Genomic DNA, 14,481 nt, shown 5'->3' on the forward strand with positions numbered 1-14,481 from the left:
CTGAGCCGGAACCATGAAAAATCTAAACCTGATCATCTGCCTCTGCTTTTTTGCAGCTCCGCTTTTGGCACAAAAGAAAGTGGACAAAGTATTGCCTTTCAAGAATGGGCAAACTGTCAATCTTGAACTGAAATTTGCCGACAGCATTGTGGTGCGTTACTGGGACAAGCAGGAAGCGCTCGTGAAAATGGATATTACCATCAACGGTGGCCGCCTGAATGAGGCGCTGCTGATTGAAACGAGCCAAACAGCCGACGAGGTAAAGTTGAGCACCGACTTCGATCAGGAGCTTTTGAAACAAAGCCGCAAGTCTGATTGCCCGGAAAAGAAGTCGGGTTACTGGACTGACAAGGACGGCAACGAGCGGTACCTCTGCAAGCAAATCCATTATCACGTTTTCCTCCCGCGCAATGCACGTTTGAAACTGGAAACCATCGACGGCAATATTGACATTCAGGACGCAAGCAGCCCGGTTCTTGCCAAAACGATCAGCGGCTACGTAGATATGAGCTGGCCGGGCTCAAAGGGCGCGAATGTGGCTATGAAGACCATTACCGGTGAAGTTTATTCCGATCTCGACATTGATTTTAAAACCAAAAAAGATAAGAACCCGATCGTTGGTTACCTCCTTGAAGGTACCTTCAAAGGCGGCGGGCCCGAAGTAAGGCTCGAATCGATCAGTAACAATGTGTACCTCAGACAGAGAAAATAGCACAACATTTTAGCCATGGAAACAGCAGCGTTGCCGGAAGTGATCTTCTGGCAACGCTGCTGTTATGCATTAATTTAAGTTAAAGCTGCATTGTTCCAACCTTTTCGCCGAGTTGCTGGTCTCACGATTGTTCCTAACTACTCAAAAATGAAAAAGCTGGCATCCATCACGTCCCTTTTACTCGTCCTGTTTATCGGATGTAAATCTGATGATAAGATTACCCCGACCGAAACCTGGTCCGAGGGCTGCATCTCGATGGTTCCAGACGGTGATAATTACCGGATTACAGGCGGTTGTTGCTACGAGATTGCTTTTCGTGCGATGGAATTTCCGGCAGGCAAGAAGCGCTCCATTACGGCGGTCTATTTCACAAGTACAGGCGCAAAAATGATCAACTATCCGATCAATCTGATTATTGAGAAGTCACCGGATGGCAGCAGATTGAAAGTCTCTCATCCGGCACATTCAAAAGAGTATAACTTCATACCCGTTAAAGCGGCGCTTGCCTGTTTCTGTGCGTGCGATTAAGTGTGCGCATTCTGTTTCGCTTGACGATAAGCCGCTGAAACAGCTTTGCTGAAGTATATCGCAATTTAGAAAGACCTCCATCGTGCGGTTCAGGGTTGCGGTAAAATCTGCGGCTTGGTGAAACCACTTGCCTCCGAATTCTTGTGCCCCCAATCAAGGGCCGCTACACCCTGCATTTTGCCCGCCTCACCACAAAGTCACTTCGCTTTAGAGATGAATAAATTATCATTGTAACCGGTTGGTCAATGCAGATTGTCCATTCAGTATTAGAAATTCCTTTTATCAGTAAACACTATAACAAGCCCGCATGAAAACACAGAGCAAGTACTTAGACGAAATTAACAGGCTTCTTGCCGACTATCTTTCGGAGATTCAAAATTCAGATCTGAAACCTTTGTCCGCTCAGGTGTACCAGGTTCAGTCCAAAAATTTTGTAAGGTGGATCAATGGTGAGTTTACGCCGGGAGAAGTGAAGAAGTCGAAAAAGCAGGCTAAGGAGAATTCAGAAAAAAGTAACTAGGCCGCTTACATAGCTTCAATGCGGTTTTTTCCAACCGGAAGTTTACGGAGTTATGAATTTCAAAGTCCCGCATTCCATACGCTCGTTCCTCTTTCACTTTCAAATAAGGCTTTTGATAGCCAGATAAAACAAAACACCTCCGCGGCAAATACCGGAAGGTGTAAGATATACTCAACGTTTATAAACAAAATCAATACGGTTCAAACTCCATTTGCCTCACAGCAGCTTGTATTCAGAACCTAATATTATACAAGTATAGCATAGCATTCGAACTTTACTCGTGAATGCGCCTATTTTCTTTTGTAGAAAATCCTCTACGTTGCTATTTGTTATTTTTAGCTAGTTTTGGCAGTCTGCATACCTGTGTGCATTCTTTCTGCCTGCCCTTCGTATGTGACTGTTGTACAAGGGACGACTATGTAACATTTGCGCATGAGTTCATCATTTCTGGAATGGCCGGTCCGCAAACAACTAGCTACTGAGGTAAATACATTAGATCGGGTCCGTATACGTGTACTGGCTTATATCCTACATTTAAGGATTTTGTCCACCGGCGTTTTATTGTTCTTCTTTCTTTTGAACCATCATGAGCTGCAGAGCAGCAGGATCGCTGTTCTCTTTGTTGTTTCAGTATTATTCTACATTGCGTTAACGTTAGGATTACAATGGCGGATCGCTATTCATACAGCCGTTATCGTGTTCCTATCCATTCTCTGGATCAACCTGTTTATTGTTGATCAGAACCTCAATCTGGTCACGATTCAATATGCGGGTATTGCCAGCGTCTGCGCATTTTACGGGCTTGGCAACCGGCTTGGGCTAGTCTATTCTACTATCGCATTGTCCGCATTGATCCTGTACCTGGCCATGGGCAACACTGTGGGCTCCGAAATCCCTCTGGGACCGCTTGGCTCCGGCAGCTTTGCGGCTTCTCTTTTCTTTGTCAATGATTTCTTCTTTCTGGTGCTGATCCATTACTACTTTTTCAGCTCCTTTAGTGCCACGATTGAAACGTTGGATGCGCGTACCGTTGAACTGACGGAGAATCTCGAAAAACTGGAACAGGCACAGATCAGACAACAGGAAGAGTACGTGCATCAAAAGCATTTACTGGCCAGTATCTCCCACGATATAAAAAGCCCGCTGCGATTCCTGATGATCACAACCGAGCGCCTGGCCAAGAACTATCCCGACCTCCCGACAGTACGCGCGATCAGCCAGTCGAGCTACCGGCTTTATAATTTCATGAAAAACCTGCTTGAATACACGGAGTTCAGGTACAAGAATACGGGCATAAACTTCGCCTACCTGGATTTGTATGAACTGGTCGACCAAAAGCTTGAAATCTTTTCGGAACAGGCTGAAAGTCAGTGTAACACGCTTGTGAATGCTATTAAGCCTGGCATAATCCTAAAAAGCAATGTACAGCTGGTAGGCATTATTTTACACAACCTGGTAGATAATGCCAACAAGGTAACAACCCACGGTAAAATCACGATCACCTGCGAAGATCGACGCGATGAACTTCATGTGGTTGTAAGCGATACCGGTCAGGGAATGGAGCAGGGAATTATGGATTGGATCAACAGTCCCTACAAGGTTCCCGGGCCGGAACATAACCCTCAAAGCTTTGGAATGGGCTTGCTCATCGTAAAAGAGATCAGCGGTTTACTGCACGCCAAGCTGTATGCGTGCCCATTTAGCCCGCAGGGGACTTCGATTCATATCATCTTTTCAAAGAATAATCCACAGTAGCTAAATTTCTACAAACATTTCTCATTGCGATAAACTAACTTTAACTTGGTTTTAAGCAATACTCTACTTGATGAAAGCAATACTACTGGTTGAAGACCATTCAATCGTGCGAATGGGCGTGAAGCTACTGATTGAAGATTTTATGTCTCATGCATCCATCGTGGAAGCAGGCAGTTTTAATGAAACGCTGAGGCACCTTCAAAGCAGGTTTTTTGATCTGGTGATACTGGATATCAAAATACCTGGCGGAGAGGGTTTTAATATGATCAGCAAGATCAGGAGCATTCAGAGCAAAGTGAAGATCCTCATCTTTTCCTCCCAGGACGAAGAATTATACGCGTTGCATTACTACAAAGCCGGCGCCAGTGGGTATCTGCCCAAAGATGCAACCAACGAGGAACTCGAAAAAGCGATCACCACCGTGCTGAATGGCGGTACGTATATAAGTAAGGTTGTTCAGCATCAGCTCGTAAGCAACAGTGTGCTGGAAAAAGACAGAATGCAGAGCCCGCTTGAAATCTTGTCAAACAGAGAGCTGGAAATCATGGATATGTTGCTTGTGGGTAAATGGACGAAAGATATCGCGAGTGACCTGAATATCAAGGAAAGCACCGTGAGTACTTACAAGGCCCGGATTTTCGAGAAGCTCAACGTAACCAATATCCTTGAACTGTTTAGAAAAGTGGAAATTTATAAGAACAGGAAAGTAGCATAACAAAGCCCTTTTTGGCCTTAATTAACTCTTCTATCAAAAATAAGTAGCATTTGAAATGGACACCTCAATTACCTGCGCGAAACCGGCGGAGCTACCGTTCATTGGAACCATCGTGCTCACAGTGCTGACGGGCTCTGTGCTCTGGATATCGTTCATCTACGGCATTCTTTTTCTTATTTTCAGGTAAGTTTAAGATCCTAGAATACTGACATGATGGGCTGCTCCTGTTAAAGAAAGTTAAAGCCCGCTTGCAGCCTTCCTGACTTAACTTTTTTTAAGAATCCCGGCACACGCCCGCAAAAATGCATTGAATAGTTTTGGCCAATCATCTCATCCGGCCAAAACTGTTCACAATGATTACCTTTCGAAAACTCAACCTGTACACCGCCTGGTCGCTGTTCGCCATTACATTGGTCACCTACGTGATGACAATGGAACGCACGGCGAGCTTCTGGGACTGTGGAGAATTTATTGCCTGCGCTTTCAAGTTGCAGGTTCCGCACCCGCCCGGCGCACCCTTGTTCCTGCTGATCGGCCGCCTGTTTTCCTTGCTGGCCCTGGGCGATCTGACGCAGGTCGCTTACTGGGTCAATATGGTGTCTGTGCTCAGCAGCGCGTTCACGATTTTCTTTCTTTTCAAAACAATTGTGTTGCTCGCCGTAAAGCTAACTGGTAAAAAAGAAAATGAGCTCCAACTGCATGAAACGCTACTTGTAACTGCCGCCGGCATCGTCGGCGCACTCGCTTATGCCTGGTCTGATTCGTTCTGGTTTTCGGCCCTAGAAGCGGAGGTGTACGGTCTTTCCTCTTTTTTTACTGCTGTTGTGATCTGGGCGGTTTTCAAATGGAAAAAAATTGAGGAGCCCGCACTGGCAAACCGCTGGCTGATCTTCATCGCATACCTCGTCGGACTTTCGATCGGAGTGCATTTGCTAAACCTGGTCACCATACCGGCGCTTGCATTGATTTATTATTTCAAAAAATACCCCAAACCAACCTTTCTGGGTGGTTTAACGGCTTTCCTGGCGGGCTTGGTGATCCTGGGTATTATCAATACCGGCATAATTCCCGGCCTTCCAAGCCTGGCAGCCAGGTTTGAAATCTTTTTTGTCAATACACTGGGCTTGCCATATAACGTAGGAATCGCAGTCTTTCTAATCCTGTTTTTGGGTACATTGAGCTGGGGAATCCTGGCTTCACAAAAAGCGGGAAAGGCGCTGCTGAATACAAGCCTGCTGTCACTTGCTTTCCTGCTGACCGGCTATTCGTCCTACGTGCTGGTTATGGTTCGGTCGGGGTACAATCCGCCCATCAACGAAAACGATCCCAGTGACGTGCTGCGCTTTGTTTCATATCTCAAACGCGAGCAGTATGAAAGCCGCCCGCTTCTGTACGGGCCTTCTTTCGTTTCCAATCCGGTGAGCCAAAAACGCGGCGAACCTGTTTACGCAAAAAAAGACGGGAAGTACGTGGTAATCGACTACCGCCCGGAATACGCCTACGCGCCGGAAAGCCAGATGCTTATGCCGCGCATGTACAGCTCTCAGCCCGGGCATCCGCAGTTGTACCAGCAAATGACCGGACTGGCACCCGGCCAAAAGCCCGGAATGCGGCACAACCTTTCCTATATGTTTTCCCATCAGCTCGGGCACATGTACTGGCGGTATTTTTTGTGGAATTTTGTCGGACGTGAGAGCGACCGGGACGGAGCGGGTACACTCTTGCCTTGGAAAGCCTCAGCTTATCCTGAATCCATTGCGGGCAACAGGGCGCATAACAACTTCCTCATGCTGCCTTTCTTACTGGGAATTGCCGGAGTCATATATATGTACTATCGCAGCCGCAAAGATTTGCTCGTACTTGGGTTGCTATTTTTGCTGACAGGCCTCGCATTGGTTATTTACCTGAATTCGCCGCCTAGTGAGCCTCGTGAGCGAGACTATATCTACGTGGGCTCTTTCTATATCTTTTCCATGTGGATCGGGATCGGGGTGCTGGCTTTATCTTCTTTGTTGGGACAAATTGTTAAAAAGCATACTTTAAAAACAAGCATCGCATTCGCAGCAGGATTGTCGGTACCGATCGTTCTGATCGCCCAGGGTTGGGATAACCACGATCGGAGCAACCGTTTCCATTCGGTCGATTTCGCCAGGAACCTGCTCAATTCCTGCGCGCCGAATGCGATCCTGTTTACAGGAGGAGACAATGATACGTTTCCGCTGTGGTATGTGCAGGAGGTGGAAGGTTTCAGGACCGATGTGCGTGTTTGCGTACAGACGTTCTTGGGTATTGATTGGTACATAAGTCAGCTTAAACGGAAAACGAATAAGTCCGAAGCACTTCCGCTTTCGCTGGATAGCAATGCATATGCACGGGGTAAAAATGATTTTATCCCTTTTTATGAAATCCCCTCAGTCAAAGCCGGCATTAACCTGAAAGAATATCTTGAACTGATCCAGCAGGAAAACAAAGCGATCCGCGTGCCGCTCACCAGTGGAGATATGGCCTCTATTTTGCCTTCCGCAAATCTGTTTTTGCCTGTTGACGCACGGAAGGTAAAAGCAATGGACATTGTGAAGAAAGACCTCGTCCCATTTATAACGGATTCTATCAGCTGGAAAATCGGAGAAAAAAGCTTGCTCAAAAGTGATCTCGTGATGCTGGATATTATCGCCAGCAACGACTGGAAAAGGCCCGTTTATTTCTCCTCCACAATGGGATCTTCAAACAACCTTGGCTTGCAGGAGTATTTGCAGCTCGAAGGTTATGCTTATCGCTTGCTGCCTGTGCGTGTTCCGGGGGCTAGTGACGGGTATGTGAATTCTGATATCATGTTTGAAAATATGATGAATAAAACCTTCTGGCGCGAAACGCACAACCCGCAGGTGTACTACGACGATACTTACCGTGGCTCGCCGGTGTTCACGGCCAGGTTATCGTTTTTGCGGCTTGCCGAGCAGCTGATTGTTGAAAAGAAGGTAGATAAGGCGCGCCAGGTAATTGATAAAGCAATGCGGGTAATGCCCGATGATACCATTCCCTTCGATCAGGTGTCAGCCGGGTTTGTAGGCGTGCTTTTCGATGTCGGGGAAAATAAAAAAGCGTTGGATTCAGCGAGGACAATGGCGATGCGCTCCGATAATAACCTGACGTGGATCAAAGAAAACGGCGGCGAAAGAAGCCGGGAGGTTAATACCGATCTCTACATTTTACAAACGCTGGTTCAGGAATGCAGGCGGGCCAGGCACGAGGAGGAAGCGCAGCGATTTGAGTCCATTTTCAAAAAGCATCTGTTAGCCTTTAATATGTACAGCCGGGAGAATTGAACTCCCGGCAAGGTTTTCGCAGTAAGCTGGCAAGAGTATGGTGACGGTACCATGCATTTGTCAGCTTTTAACTTATGGAAAAGAAATGGCCGGAAAACGGAATGCTCGTCAAGTTCAGGCGGCACGATGAAGAGGAATGGCGCGAGGGAGAGTTTGATGAACAGAATCAGATGTTTGTCGAGATATATGCGCCCGAGCTTGTCACACATAATACCAATGATATTGCAGAATGGATTCAGGCAGATTTTGACTAGAATGGAGGGAAGACTGTGCAGCCCGATGGCATTGCTTTTTTAATTCCTTTTCTAAACAACCTTAAATATGATGCTTGAAGAGCTTTGGTACAAAAATGCGGTCATTTACAGCCTCGACCTGGAAACCTTCATGGACGGCAACAACGATGGTGTAGGGGATTTTGAGGGATTGTGCAACCGGCTGGACTATTTACATGCAATGGGACTGGATACGATCTGGCTTGCGCCGTTCCAGCCTACACCCAACCGGGACAATGGCTATGATATCAGTGATTTTTATGGCGTGGATCCCCGTCACGGATCGAGCGGGGACTTTGTCGAGTTCATTCACAAAGCAAGGCAGCTGGGTATCAAAGTGATTATCGACCTCGTGGTTAATCATACATCCGATGAGCATTTATGGTTTCAGGATGCGAGATCCTCCAAGGATAGTCCCAAGCGTGACTGGTACGTATGGTCAGACAAGCGCCCGAAAAACTGGAACAAGGGTATGGTTTTTCCCGGCGTGCAAAAGGCCACCTGGACTTTGGACGAAAAAACCAACAGCTATTATTTTCACCGTTTCTACGAGTTCCAGCCTGATCTGAACACAGAAAATCCGGAGGTACGTGCCGAGATTGCGCGCATTATGGGATACTGGCTCGAACTCGGCATTGCAGGATTTCGCGTTGATGCGGTGCCTTTCATTCTGGAGTCGCAGTCGCCAGATGAAAAAACGCCTGTTATGCACTTCGAGTATCTCCAGGCGATGCGCCAGTTCTTGCAGTGGCGGCGCGGAGATGCTGTCCTGCTGGGAGAGGCCAATGTAAAGCCTGACGAGAGCAAGCAGTACTTTGGCGACGAGGGCGACGGAATCCACCTGATGTTCAATTTTTTTGTAAACCAATATACCTTCCTCGCGCTTGCTACCTCAGATACCGGTCCGCTGATCAAAGCATTGGAAGCAACCCGGGAAATTCCGGAAAGAAGTCAATGGGCACATTTCCTGCGAAATCACGACGAGCTGGATCTGGGAAGACTGACGGAGGAAGAACGTGCGACGGTTTTCGCCCGTTTTGGCCCGGGCAAAGAAATGCAACTGTACGATCGCGGGATCCGTAGGCGACTTTCGCCAATGCTCGGTAACCGGCAGCAAACCGAGCTGGCTTACAGCCTGATGTTTTCTCTCCCGGGAACTCCCGTGATCCGGTACGGAGATGAGATTGGAATGGGTGAAAACCTCGACCTGCCCGAGCGCGCAGCTGTGAGAACGCCAATGCAGTGGTCTGCGGAGAAACATGCCGGGTTTTCAAAGGCTGAAAAGCTCGTCAATCCGGTGGTTAGCGACGGCTATTACTCTTACGAACACACCAACGTAGAGCGACAGCGCCGCGACCCGGGCTCGCTGCTGAATTGGATGACGACATTGATCCGCCTGCGCAAAGAATGCCCCGAGATCGGCTTCGGAACTTGGGAGATCCTCGACACGGGCCACAAGGAGATACTCGGTATGAAATATACCTGGCGATCAAAAGTGCTTTTGGTCTGGCATAATTTTCACGCACAATCTTTGGAGCTGGTCGTGCCGGAGAAGCAAGCTGGTACAGGCAGGCTTGTTGATTTAATGCAAAATATTGAGAGTAAGCTGGATAGTAATGGTAATCACACCATTACGCTGGAAGCTTACGGGTATCGGTGGTTCCGGGCATTTACCGGATAATAAGTTTGTGGGAGGTTGGATCAATAGAATCTGATTTCCAATCTATTTTATTGATAAAGCAGCTGCTGAAAACGCTGGAAACCCGGTTTCAGGCATTTTCAGCAGCTTATACAACTCTCCGCAACAATTATGAATACCACTGATGTGATCCCTCTGGTCGCCAATCCGACCATTGAGGGCTATGAGCAAAATGCGCGGAAGTTACTGGCATCTTACCATCAACTGGATGATGAATCGATCAAGTATGTACAGAAGTACCACCCGAATGCGCATCAATTTAATGAAATCAATAGTCCGCTAGTCGAATTTACCCTTAAAGATGCGGAGCTGACGATTGCACGCGCGCACGGCTTTGCAGATTGTAGCTTCTTTAAGGAGCACATCATCCAAATCTGCGACGAAAGCTCGCTCACCTGTCGCTTTGAGCAAGCTGCCGACGCGATCGTAAATGGTGATCTGAACACGCTCATACGGCTGGTTTGCGACGATCCTGAATTGGTCCGCACCCGATCCACGCGCACTCACCATGCACTGCTGCTGCATTACCTGGCTGCTAACGGGGTCGAACAGTTCCGGCAAAAATCCGCACCGAATGCAACTGCTTTGGCCGAAATACTCCTTGAAGCAGGCAGTGAGGCCGACGCTCCGGCGGAAGTTTACGGGAGTAGCTGGCACACCACCCTCGACTTGCTCGTGTCCAGCGTACATCCTGCGCGTGCGGGGGTACAAGCTGCATTGATAGAGAAATTAGTTGACTATGGCGCTGCTGTAAACGGCTGCCGAAATGACTGCTCTCCCTTGCTTACTGCCATTTCTTTTCATTACCCGGCAGCTGCTGAAACGCTGGTCGGCCGGGGCGCACGTGTAGATACCATCGTTGCTGCTGCTGCAATGGGGCGGCTTGATCACCTATCGGAACTCTTGAAAAAGCAGGGAGAAGTAAAATCCAGGATGTCCATTGTGCGGGTACCCTGGGCCGATTGCAGCGGTAACCCTGATAAGCAGCTCGAACTGGCACTGGTGTGGGCTGCTATGCACAACAAGGCTGCGGTTGTGGAATTCCTGCTGGATTACGGCGTAAGCGCGGCTGCGACCGACTTCCGGCAATGGACTGCGCTGCATTGGGCTGCTTACTATGGGTATCCTGAGAGCTTTGAGATTTTGCTGAACAGGAAAGCGCCGCTCGAAGCCAGGAACGAGTTTGGCGGCACTGTGCTGGATCAGACGCTCTGGGCGACCGTTCACGAGGGGGTTGCCCCGCATCATTTATCTATTATCGAAAAATTAATCAGAGCAGGTGCGAGATTACATCCATGGTGGCTTTTCGCAAGTTTGACGCCGCCGCTTGATCACCGCATTGCAAAGCTGCTCGGCAACTATTTGTCGGCCTGAGTAACATTTCTCTGAATGTGAAATTTGTATTAAGTCGAGCTATGGATGCCTGAGAAGTCCTATATTGCCTTGTAAAAGGCTTTTCTCGACGTTATTTATTCAAAACACATGCTTTCTTCACTCGTCCGATTGGCGGGATTTTCGTGCCTGCTCGCATTCTTTTTCGGCTCAACTCCTGCCGCTATTGCCCAGCATACATTGGAATTTGTACAGGATGGAGTCAATAACAGCTACAACCCGCCTGTTCCGAAAGGTCCTACTTCCATTCCGCAAACGCTGTCATTTTTCTTGAACAGAAACGGCAATTCCGACGATGGGATTTACTTTCAGAAGCCGGCTAATGAGCTTACGCTGACGTTCAGTTTCGACGACCAGACTTACATCAATGTGCCTCAGCACGTCACCGGGCTCACCTTTGGCGCTGCATCAGGGGCCAGCAGCACACACATCAGGCAGGTACCGGTGGTAAACAGCAACTATTACTTCAGGGACACAACCCGCTCCATCTTCACTGCGCACCCGAACGGACCCGTAGGTCGGGGCGTGAATCTTTATGTCAATCCTGGTGTGCAAATATTTCTTTCAGCCAAACCTCTGATCACAGCCAAGTCGCCGCGCACGGATACAAGCAGATATTACTATGGAAAACTGCGCCTGCAGTTCAGCAGACCGGTGAGTAACCCGGTGCTTTCCATTGCCGGATTAGGCGCGACAACCAATTTCAGCAATCAGCGGCTGGGATTTGCAACAGAGCTTGAACTGCTCACACCTGATTTGACCGTGACCAAGATCTCGGGAAACAGGGAAATGGTCATTGACGATTCCAAAACCAAGATCCTGCACGATAAAAGCCCGATCACCGGCAACTGTGGTGGGGGAGCGGCCTGCGGCAGCGTACTTATAAAAGGATCCAATATCACCACCCTGATCTTTGGCGTCTATCTCCGGGCCGACGGGGGGCCGGGGGTATGGGGAACTGAGAAGGTGACCAACTCAGGCGATATGTGGCATATTACAGTTTCTCTTCCAGAACAGTAGCCTGCTCCCATTCGCTGCGGATTTTTGAGCGGTGCATTTCTCCCCATTTAACAAGTTCGGCGAGTACAGGTTGAAGTGTGTCGCTGTAAGGCGTGAGTTCGTACTCGATCACCACCGTCGGCTCGGTATATACGGTCCTTTTTACAAAACCATTCAATTCAAGTTCTTTGAGTTCATTAGAAAGTACTCTTGCCGAAATGCCGGTGATTGTTCTTTGAAGATCATTGAAGCGCTTATTGCCTTCTGTAAGGGCAATAATCACGTGCAGCTTCCACTTCCCGCCGATCACGTAAAGCGCGTCGCCGAGCGCGTTCAGCTTTCCGGTGCATTCAACTTTGGAAATCCGTTGTATCAATTTTGTTTCCATTTCTGCTAATCCACTAACCTTTGGTATACTACTTACATTTGGTTAGTAAAGGTAGCTATTTTTGTGCAAAACAAAATCACTTATGAAAACGAAGAAAATTATCACGATTGTTGTTACCGCACTCGCCGCCCTGATGGTTGTATTCAGCGGAATTATGAAGCTTACCGGCTCAAAAGAAGTATTAGATACGCTGGCCAAATTCGGGGTAGCGGATTATTACATTGCATTGGGTATGATGGAGCTTGTCTTCACAGCATTGTTCATTTACCCAAAAACCATGAAGATCGGCTTCATTTTGCTTACCTGTTACTTTGCGGGCGCGCTAGCTACCGAACTCTCGCACGGCACGCCATTCAATGCAGTCACTCCAATGGTACTGATTTGGGTATCAGCTTTTTTGAGGGACAAGTCTATATTCCTGCCGGCAGAAACAAAGCCTCTTATTTAGCAATAGACAGCGGTATTTACCGCGGTAAACGTGCGAAAATCCTGCTTATGGAAGTTGTTCGCCCTCGATTGAGGGAGAATAACTTCCAGTATTGAAGTTAACTTCTGCATCAAACTGTTAATATGTTGCCGGCTTCGCATTCAGCCTGGTGGCGCATTGGCCAAGTGATTCAATCTCCCAAAAAGAAACAACCCGGGCAAGCTTCTTCCCACTCGGGTGCAAACAGGAAGTGGTAGTTGACAGCCTGTCAGCCTCTCTTGAACAAGCCCGAAAGTGCGACCATGTTCTCTGTACTTTCAAATACTCAATCCTTAATTACCAACTCTGCAGCAACTGCCCTCACGCAGCCCACATCTGGTGAAGCAATGCGGTTAGCTCTTAATCTTTCCTCTGTAATTGAAGCTCCGTATGTAGGTTATATATTGCACAATGCATTGATTTTGAGTGGGATAATTGATTTTTAATACTGTTTTTTTTCATGAGGTTTTTACACTACGCTTCAAGTTCTATTACATATCTGCCAAGTACCTCTTAAAAAATCGCCCGGTGAATTGGTCTGTCAGGCACAGTTTACCGCACCTGAATCCCTGCCTTAGATGTGCCCGATTACGGAGGTAACGTATAGTAACGTGATTGAAAACGTATACAGCCAGCCTGGCACTTGTGCTTCTTTCTGGTACGATCTTTTTTGTATCAAAGTCAAATTATCACATTCATTAACAAACTATTCACTAAATATTAATTGTCATGAAAGCATTAAAAATGAACATATTAGGATTAGCTCTGTTTGGAACAACAGTTGCTTTTGCGCAAACAACTCCTGCAACGTCGACTACTTCGCCACAAACAGGTTCAGGTGCAGCAGGATCAAGTACACAACCCAGAACTGTTCCGGGAAGCACCGTACAGCCAGGCACATTGCCAGGTTCGTCGCAGCCGGGAAGTACCACCCAGTCGACAGGTACAGTACCCGGCAGCACTACCCAACCAGCCGGAACAAATCCACAGCGTACAACAATGCCGAGCAGCACCACGCCAGGTACAACACAGTCAACCGATAATGTACCGCGTACGACAACAGATCCTACCGGCGTTCCGGGAACAAGACCGTCAACAATGCCGGGCAGCACTACGCAGCCATCGAGCACCTTGCCAGGCAGCGCTACTCAGCCTTCAAGCACCTTGCCAGGCAGCGCTACTCAGCCATCAAGCACTATTCCCGGCAGCACTACTACTCCTGGAACCAATAATGTACCCCGTACCAACATCCCAGGCAGCACTACGTCGCCTTCGACCGTACCAGGTAGCACAACATCACCTTCGTCAACAGTGCCAGGAAGTACTACCACACCTTCGACTATCCCCGGTGGTGGCGGTACAGGCAGCTCTGTTCCAAGATAATCACGATAAATGTTAACATTAAAAACGGCCAGTCTGAACCTTCATGCTGGCCGCTTTTATCTTAACCTTACCGTTTCACACACTGCACACACATTGATCAAAATAATTGATAACCAAAATCTCGAAAGTTATGCCAAGTGTTAAAAATCAGGACAGTTCAGGTAAATTGGAAAAGGGTGTTATCCTGTCCGTTTCAGATGTGGAGGATGAAAATGACGCCATCCTGGCGGTAGAGAATTATCTGCGCGAGAAGCAAACGGAGCAATTTGAACTGGCAGTACCCGAAAGAAGTGAAAACGGAACGTACGAGATACGTCTGGGATAGT

Annotated in this window: 15 protein-coding genes; 14 read left to right on the top strand and 1 reads right to left on the bottom strand. The window is 47.9% G+C overall.

The genetic code is table 11. From position 1 onward, the window contains the following. Positions 1–13 precede the first annotated feature (13 nt). The 11 genes from Q369_RS0122805 to Q369_RS0122860 all read left to right on the top strand — a co-directional run bounded on the left by Q369_RS0122805 (position 14) and on the right by Q369_RS0122860 (position 11,939). On the top strand, positions 14–712 hold the full coding sequence (locus tag Q369_RS0122805) for a DUF4097 family beta strand repeat-containing protein (protein WP_031530039.1): 699 nt from the start codon (positions 14–16) through the stop codon (positions 710–712). A gap of 147 nt (positions 713–859) precedes the next feature. Then, positions 860–1,240: a hypothetical protein gene (locus Q369_RS0122810; RefSeq protein WP_031530040.1), complete on the top strand. Its 381-nt coding sequence runs from the start codon at positions 860–862 to the stop codon at positions 1,238–1,240. Positions 1,241–1,547: 307 nt separating this feature from the next. Next, positions 1,548–1,760 carry a hypothetical protein gene (locus Q369_RS0122815; protein ID WP_031530041.1) on the top strand — a complete coding sequence of 71 codons (213 nt, stop codon included), beginning with the start codon at positions 1,548–1,550 and terminating at the stop codon, positions 1,758–1,760. 432 nt (positions 1,761–2,192) lie between these two features. Further along, the gene (locus tag Q369_RS0122820) at positions 2,193–3,515 is read left to right on the top strand and encodes a sensor histidine kinase (RefSeq protein ID WP_031530042.1); all 1,323 of its coding nucleotides are present in this window, start codon (positions 2,193–2,195) and stop codon (positions 3,513–3,515) included. Positions 3,516–3,585: 70 nt separating this feature from the next. Continuing rightward, on the top strand, positions 3,586–4,230 hold the full coding sequence (locus Q369_RS0122825) for a response regulator (RefSeq protein ID WP_031530043.1): 645 nt from the start codon (positions 3,586–3,588) through the stop codon (positions 4,228–4,230). A gap of 55 nt (positions 4,231–4,285) precedes the next feature. Further along, the gene (locus tag Q369_RS29735) at positions 4,286–4,417 is read left to right on the top strand and encodes a hypothetical protein (RefSeq protein WP_262485499.1); all 132 of its coding nucleotides are present in this window, start codon (positions 4,286–4,288) and stop codon (positions 4,415–4,417) included. Positions 4,418–4,583: 166 nt separating this feature from the next. Then, positions 4,584–7,556: a glycosyltransferase family 117 protein gene (locus tag Q369_RS0122835; protein ID WP_031530044.1), complete on the top strand. Its 2,973-nt coding sequence runs from the start codon at positions 4,584–4,586 to the stop codon at positions 7,554–7,556. 74 nt (positions 7,557–7,630) lie between these two features. Further along, on the top strand, positions 7,631–7,810 hold the full coding sequence (locus Q369_RS0122840) for a hypothetical protein (RefSeq protein WP_031530045.1): 180 nt from the start codon (positions 7,631–7,633) through the stop codon (positions 7,808–7,810). A gap of 67 nt (positions 7,811–7,877) precedes the next feature. Beyond that, positions 7,878–9,509, top strand: a complete 1,632-nt coding sequence (locus tag Q369_RS0122845) for an alpha-amylase family protein (RefSeq protein ID WP_229206927.1) — start codon at positions 7,878–7,880, stop codon at positions 9,507–9,509. A gap of 129 nt (positions 9,510–9,638) precedes the next feature. Further along, positions 9,639–10,901 (top strand): ankyrin repeat domain-containing protein, encoded by a 1,263-nt coding sequence (locus Q369_RS0122855; RefSeq protein WP_031530047.1) that lies wholly within the window; start codon positions 9,639–9,641, stop codon positions 10,899–10,901. Positions 10,902–11,009: 108 nt separating this feature from the next. After that, positions 11,010–11,939: a hypothetical protein gene (locus Q369_RS0122860; RefSeq protein WP_229206928.1), complete on the top strand. Its 930-nt coding sequence runs from the start codon at positions 11,010–11,012 to the stop codon at positions 11,937–11,939. Here Q369_RS0122860 and Q369_RS0122865 read toward each other — a convergent pair. Next, complete coding sequence (locus Q369_RS0122865; RefSeq protein ID WP_031530049.1) at positions 11,914–12,306, bottom strand: winged helix-turn-helix transcriptional regulator; 393 nt, start codon at positions 12,304–12,306, stop codon at positions 11,914–11,916. The genes Q369_RS0122860 and Q369_RS0122865 overlap by 26 nt on opposite strands. Positions 12,307–12,388: 82 nt before the next feature. Here Q369_RS0122865 and Q369_RS0122870 point away from each other — a divergent pair, with 82 nt between their 5' ends. The 3 genes from Q369_RS0122870 (at position 12,389) to Q369_RS0122880 (ending at position 14,480) form a co-directional block, all read left to right on the top strand. Beyond that, a complete protein-coding gene (locus Q369_RS0122870) occupies positions 12,389–12,754 on the top strand; it encodes a DoxX family protein (protein WP_031530050.1) in 366 nt (121 codons plus the stop codon). 747 nt (positions 12,755–13,501) lie between these two features. Next, the gene (locus tag Q369_RS29155; RefSeq protein WP_157488286.1) at positions 13,502–14,155 is read left to right on the top strand and encodes a hypothetical protein; all 654 of its coding nucleotides are present in this window, start codon (positions 13,502–13,504) and stop codon (positions 14,153–14,155) included. 130 nt (positions 14,156–14,285) lie between these two features. After that, positions 14,286–14,480, top strand: a complete 195-nt coding sequence (locus tag Q369_RS0122880; protein ID WP_031530052.1) for a hypothetical protein — start codon at positions 14,286–14,288, stop codon at positions 14,478–14,480. Position 14,481 lies beyond the last annotated feature (1 nt).

This window comes from Dyadobacter crusticola DSM 16708 (assembly GCF_000701505.1).
Taxonomy (GTDB): domain Bacteria; phylum Bacteroidota; class Bacteroidia; order Cytophagales; family Spirosomataceae; genus Dyadobacter; species Dyadobacter crusticola.

Bases quoted from the DNA above. Each gene is read 5' to 3' on its own strand.
- Q369_RS0122870 (WP_031530050.1), top strand. From the start codon at position 12,389: ATGAAAACGAAGAAAATTATCACGATTGTTGTTACCGCACTCGCCGCC.
- Q369_RS0122865 (WP_031530049.1), bottom strand. From the start codon at position 12,306: ATGGAAACAAAATTGATACAACGGATTTCCAAAGTTGAATGCACCGGA.
- Q369_RS0122840 (WP_031530045.1), top strand. From the start codon at position 7,631: ATGGAAAAGAAATGGCCGGAAAACGGAATGCTCGTCAAGTTCAGGCGG.
- Q369_RS0122855 (WP_031530047.1), top strand. From the start codon at position 9,639: ATGAATACCACTGATGTGATCCCTCTGGTCGCCAATCCGACCATTGAG.
- Q369_RS0122810 (WP_031530040.1), top strand. From the start codon at position 860: ATGAAAAAGCTGGCATCCATCACGTCCCTTTTACTCGTCCTGTTTATC.
- Q369_RS0122860 (WP_229206928.1), top strand. From the start codon at position 11,010: ATGCTTTCTTCACTCGTCCGATTGGCGGGATTTTCGTGCCTGCTCGCA.
- Q369_RS0122845 (WP_229206927.1), top strand. From the start codon at position 7,878: ATGATGCTTGAAGAGCTTTGGTACAAAAATGCGGTCATTTACAGCCTC.
- Q369_RS29735 (WP_262485499.1), top strand. From the start codon at position 4,286: ATGGACACCTCAATTACCTGCGCGAAACCGGCGGAGCTACCGTTCATT.
- Q369_RS29155 (WP_157488286.1), top strand. From the start codon at position 13,502: ATGAAAGCATTAAAAATGAACATATTAGGATTAGCTCTGTTTGGAACA.
- Q369_RS0122825 (WP_031530043.1), top strand. From the start codon at position 3,586: ATGAAAGCAATACTACTGGTTGAAGACCATTCAATCGTGCGAATGGGC.
- Q369_RS0122880 (WP_031530052.1), top strand. From the start codon at position 14,286: ATGCCAAGTGTTAAAAATCAGGACAGTTCAGGTAAATTGGAAAAGGGT.
- Q369_RS0122835 (WP_031530044.1), top strand. From the start codon at position 4,584: ATGATTACCTTTCGAAAACTCAACCTGTACACCGCCTGGTCGCTGTTC.
- Q369_RS0122805 (WP_031530039.1), top strand. From the start codon at position 14: ATGAAAAATCTAAACCTGATCATCTGCCTCTGCTTTTTTGCAGCTCCG.
- Q369_RS0122815 (WP_031530041.1), top strand. From the start codon at position 1,548: ATGAAAACACAGAGCAAGTACTTAGACGAAATTAACAGGCTTCTTGCC.
- Q369_RS0122820 (WP_031530042.1), top strand. From the start codon at position 2,193: ATGAGTTCATCATTTCTGGAATGGCCGGTCCGCAAACAACTAGCTACT.